Genomic DNA, 3,448 nt, shown 5'->3' with positions numbered 1-3,448 from the left:
GCGAAAACTGGGGAAAATGCAGAAAAATCGGAAGATGCGGCAATTGCGGAACAGCTACCAGCTGACGTGACCTTGCTTGCCGTGGGCGACCATCGTGCCAGTTTCGGCATCGACGGTGAAACGTACGAAACCGGTGTGAGACTGGAAGGCGTGTACAACCTGTACAACGCGGCGGCCGCGCTGGCCGTCGTGCGAGCGGTCGTAGCCGACGCGCAGGCAATGTTCCTGCCGTTCGAGCAGAACGTAACCGACGAACTATTGCGACAAGTGGGAATCTCACAGCGCATGATCGACTTCGCGCATTCCACCACGCAAGCCATGATCGACGCGGCAGCCGAAGTCACTCCGGCGTTCGGACGCGGCGAGGTCATCGACGTGAACGGCTCGCCGGTGGAGCTGCTGCTCGTCAAAAACCCCATGGGATTCCGTCTGTCGCTCGCATCCTTCACCCCTGAAGGCTGCGACACCATGATCGCCATCAACGACGAATACGCCGACGGGCGTGACATGAGCTGGCTGTGGGACGTGGACTTCTCCTCGCTGCGAGACACCGGTGTGGCCATGGTTTCGGGCGTGCGTGCCTGGGACATGGCGTTGCGCCTCGAATACGATCAGGTGCCGGTGAATAGCGTCAACACGGAACTTGAAGAGGCCGTCTCAACGTTCGTGAACGCGAATCCGGGCACCCCCAAGCACATTTACTGCACATACACGGCAATGCTCAAAACGCGAGCCGCGCTCGGCAAAATCGCCGAAGTCGCCGACGCTGGCGTGGGCAAATAACAGCGCGAATCCGCGCAACGCATGAAAACGCATGAAGAACGTATGAACCGCATGAGGGAGACGATATGAGCCAGGTAATCGACATCGTGTCGCTATATCCGAAAGACATGAACATTTACGGCGACTCCGGCAACGTGCTCACCATCCAGCGCCGTCTCGCCCTATACGGCTACGAGCCGCGCGTGCACGCCTACAATCAGGGCGACGCGTGGCCCGAACACGTCGACATGATTCTGGGCGGCGGCGGCCAAGACACCGGCCAGAAGAAAATCATCGACGACTTCTTCAAACGCGCCGACCTGCTGCGATCGCTGGCCGCCGGCGGCACCCCCATGCTCATGATTTGCGGTCTGTACCAGCTGTTCGGCGAATATTTCGAAACGGTGGATGGCTCCCGACTCGACGGCATCGGCGTGATCGGCGCGTACACGGTCGGGCAGGAAGTGCGCATGATCGGCAATCTGACCGAGCATTCCGCCGATTTCGGTGACATCATCGGCTACGAAAACCATTCCGGCCAAACCTTCCTGCGCGAAGGCGTGCAGCCGCTCGGCACCGTCGACGCGGATAGCACCGGCAATAATGGCGAGGATCATACGGAAGGCGCCCGCGTCAACAATGTGATCGGCACATACATGCACGGCTCGCTGCTGCCGAAAAACCCCGCGATCGCCGATTTTCTGATCCGCACCGCCGCAGAACGCCGGTATGGTTCGTTCGATCCGGCCGCTGCAGGGCAGACGGAAGCGCAGCGTGCGGAACTTGATCGCATCAACACGATTGCCAGCAATGCGCGTCGCGTGGCCATGTCACGCCCGCGCTGATTGTCTTCGCGCTGTTTCGTAGTTTTCGCGTTTTCGTACGCTGTGAGCATACGGCAGCGAGTCTTCCGCAGAATTGTAACGATTGACTAGTTTCGTTGACGTTATTTGTGAAGAAAATGCGATAGAGTGGGTACCACCATCACCTAAGGAGGTAATCATGGCTGATTTTGATTTTGGTGACGGCCTGCGTAAGGTCTTCCTCGCCGGCGTTGGCGCTTTGGCGACCACGGTTGAGAAGAGCCAGGAAATCGTTGACGATCTCGTCAAGAAGGGCGAGCTGACCGTCGAACAGGGCAAGGCCCTCAACGCCGAACTCAAGCACAAGGTCGCGGAGGCCAAGGAATCCTCTGAAGCCAAGGCTGCAGAGGAAACCAAGGAAGCCGAACCTGAAGCCAAAGCCGAGTAACGTTCAATCGTTCACATCGCCGTCTGCTCGTCGCATCACGTTCAGACGGCGATTTGTTATGCGGAACTTGCGAAACATGCGAACGGCCGTGTGCGGAACGTAAGAAACGTGCGAAACATGCGAATCGCATGAAATACGCGGGACGCAAGTCTCCTCATGAATCCCACTCATCGTAATCCGACCAACGTTTGCGAGCAGCGATATGTCTTTGAATTCCCCGATCGAGCCGGATGCGGCCCGCCCCGAAAGCGTGGAGCCGGTCACACTTTCCGACCGAGTCAACGCGGTGATCAATCCGACGGCGAACCCCTCGTCCGACGCGGCTGCGGCAACGGCAGCCAAATCCGCGGGAAAAACGGGAATCCCGCAATCGCAAGGCAAGCAGAACGACGCAACCTTTACGCAATCCGAAACCATCGGACTGTTCGGCTCGCGTAAAGACTCATTCTCGCAGCGCTACCACCTGACTCGTCGAGGCAAACTGAAGCGACTTGCGCAAATCGCGCAAATCGTCAACCAATTCGACATTGTGCACGGCCTGACCCCCGTCAAAATGCGGCTCATGTTCGAAGCGCTTGGCCCAACTTTCGTGAAAGTCGGGCAGATCCTATCCATGCGATCCGAAATCCTGCCCCAATCGTTCTGCGACGAACTCGCCAAACTGCGCGCCGACGCCGACCCCATGCCGTACGGCACCGTCCTGCAAGTGCTGGAAGACGAATACGGACGCCCGGCAGGCGAAATCTTCGACCATATCGACGCCACACCGCTCGGATCGGCAAGCCTCGCGCAAGTGCATCGTGCGAAACTCACTACCGGAGAAGATGTGGCCGTCAAAGTGCAACGCCCGGGCGTGCGCGAAACCATGGCACAGGATGTGTCCATCATGCGCACCATCGCACGAATAGCCGCCAAAACCATGCCCAGCGCCCAAGTGGTCGATCTCTCCGGCGTGGTCGAAGAACTGTGGGACACCTTCGAAGCCGAAACCGACTTCATGATCGAAGCGCGAAATCTGGCGGAATTCAAACGATTCTGCGAACACTACAAATACATGGACTGCCCGAAGCCATACTCCGACCTGTGCACCGAACACGTGGTGGTCATGGACTACGTCGAAGGCATTTCCGTCTCGCATCCTGATGAGCTCATCGAAGCGGGCTACGATCTGAAGGAAATCGGCACCAAACTGGTCGACAATTACGCCACGCAAGTGCTTGACGAAGGCTTCTTCCACGCGGATCCGCACCCGGGCAACATCATGGTGCGCGGCGGGCAGATCGTGCTGCTCGACCTAGGCATGACGGGCCGGCTTAATGCCAAAACCCGTTCCGTCTTGAAAGACATGATTTTCGCGGTCGCCAAACAGGATTCGCCCGCGCTTGCCGACGGTCTGCTGCGTTTCGCCGGTGCCGAGGCCGATCCGGAGGATTAT

General features: G+C 58.5%; 4 protein-coding genes. All 4 read left to right on the top strand.

Annotation, left to right across the window (positions count from 1 at the left end; genetic code table 11):
• Nucleotides 1-783: Mur ligase family protein (locus Q5H33_RS08240; protein WP_302423978.1), on the top strand; the 783-nt coding region annotated here is incomplete at its 5' end.
• Between the two features lie 65 nt (nt 784-848).
• Nucleotides 849-1,607 carry a type 1 glutamine amidotransferase gene (locus tag Q5H33_RS08235; RefSeq protein WP_022245670.1) on the top strand — a complete coding sequence of 253 codons (759 nt, stop codon included), beginning with the start codon at nt 849-851 and terminating at the stop codon, nt 1,605-1,607.
• Between the two features lie 157 nt (nt 1,608-1,764).
• Nucleotides 1,765-2,013, top strand: coding sequence for a phasin family protein (locus Q5H33_RS08230; RefSeq protein ID WP_022245671.1), 249 nt, complete (start codon nt 1,765-1,767; stop codon nt 2,011-2,013).
• 202 nt (nt 2,014-2,215) lie between these two features.
• The coding region (locus tag Q5H33_RS08225) for an AarF/ABC1/UbiB kinase family protein (protein WP_302423974.1) at nt 2,216-3,448 on the top strand (1,233 nt) is incomplete at its 3' end.

Origin of the sequence: uncultured Bifidobacterium sp., from assembly GCF_959020145.1 — a bacterium.
In the GTDB taxonomy this organism is placed as follows: Bacteria; Actinomycetota; Actinomycetes; order Actinomycetales; family Bifidobacteriaceae; genus Bifidobacterium.
This window is presented reverse-complemented; position numbering and strand designations above follow the sequence as displayed.

Bases quoted from the DNA above. Each gene is read 5' to 3' on its own strand.
- Q5H33_RS08235 (WP_022245670.1), top strand. From the start codon at position 849: ATGAGCCAGGTAATCGACATCGTGTCGCTATATCCGAAAGACATGAAC.
- Q5H33_RS08230 (WP_022245671.1), top strand. From the start codon at position 1,765: ATGGCTGATTTTGATTTTGGTGACGGCCTGCGTAAGGTCTTCCTCGCC.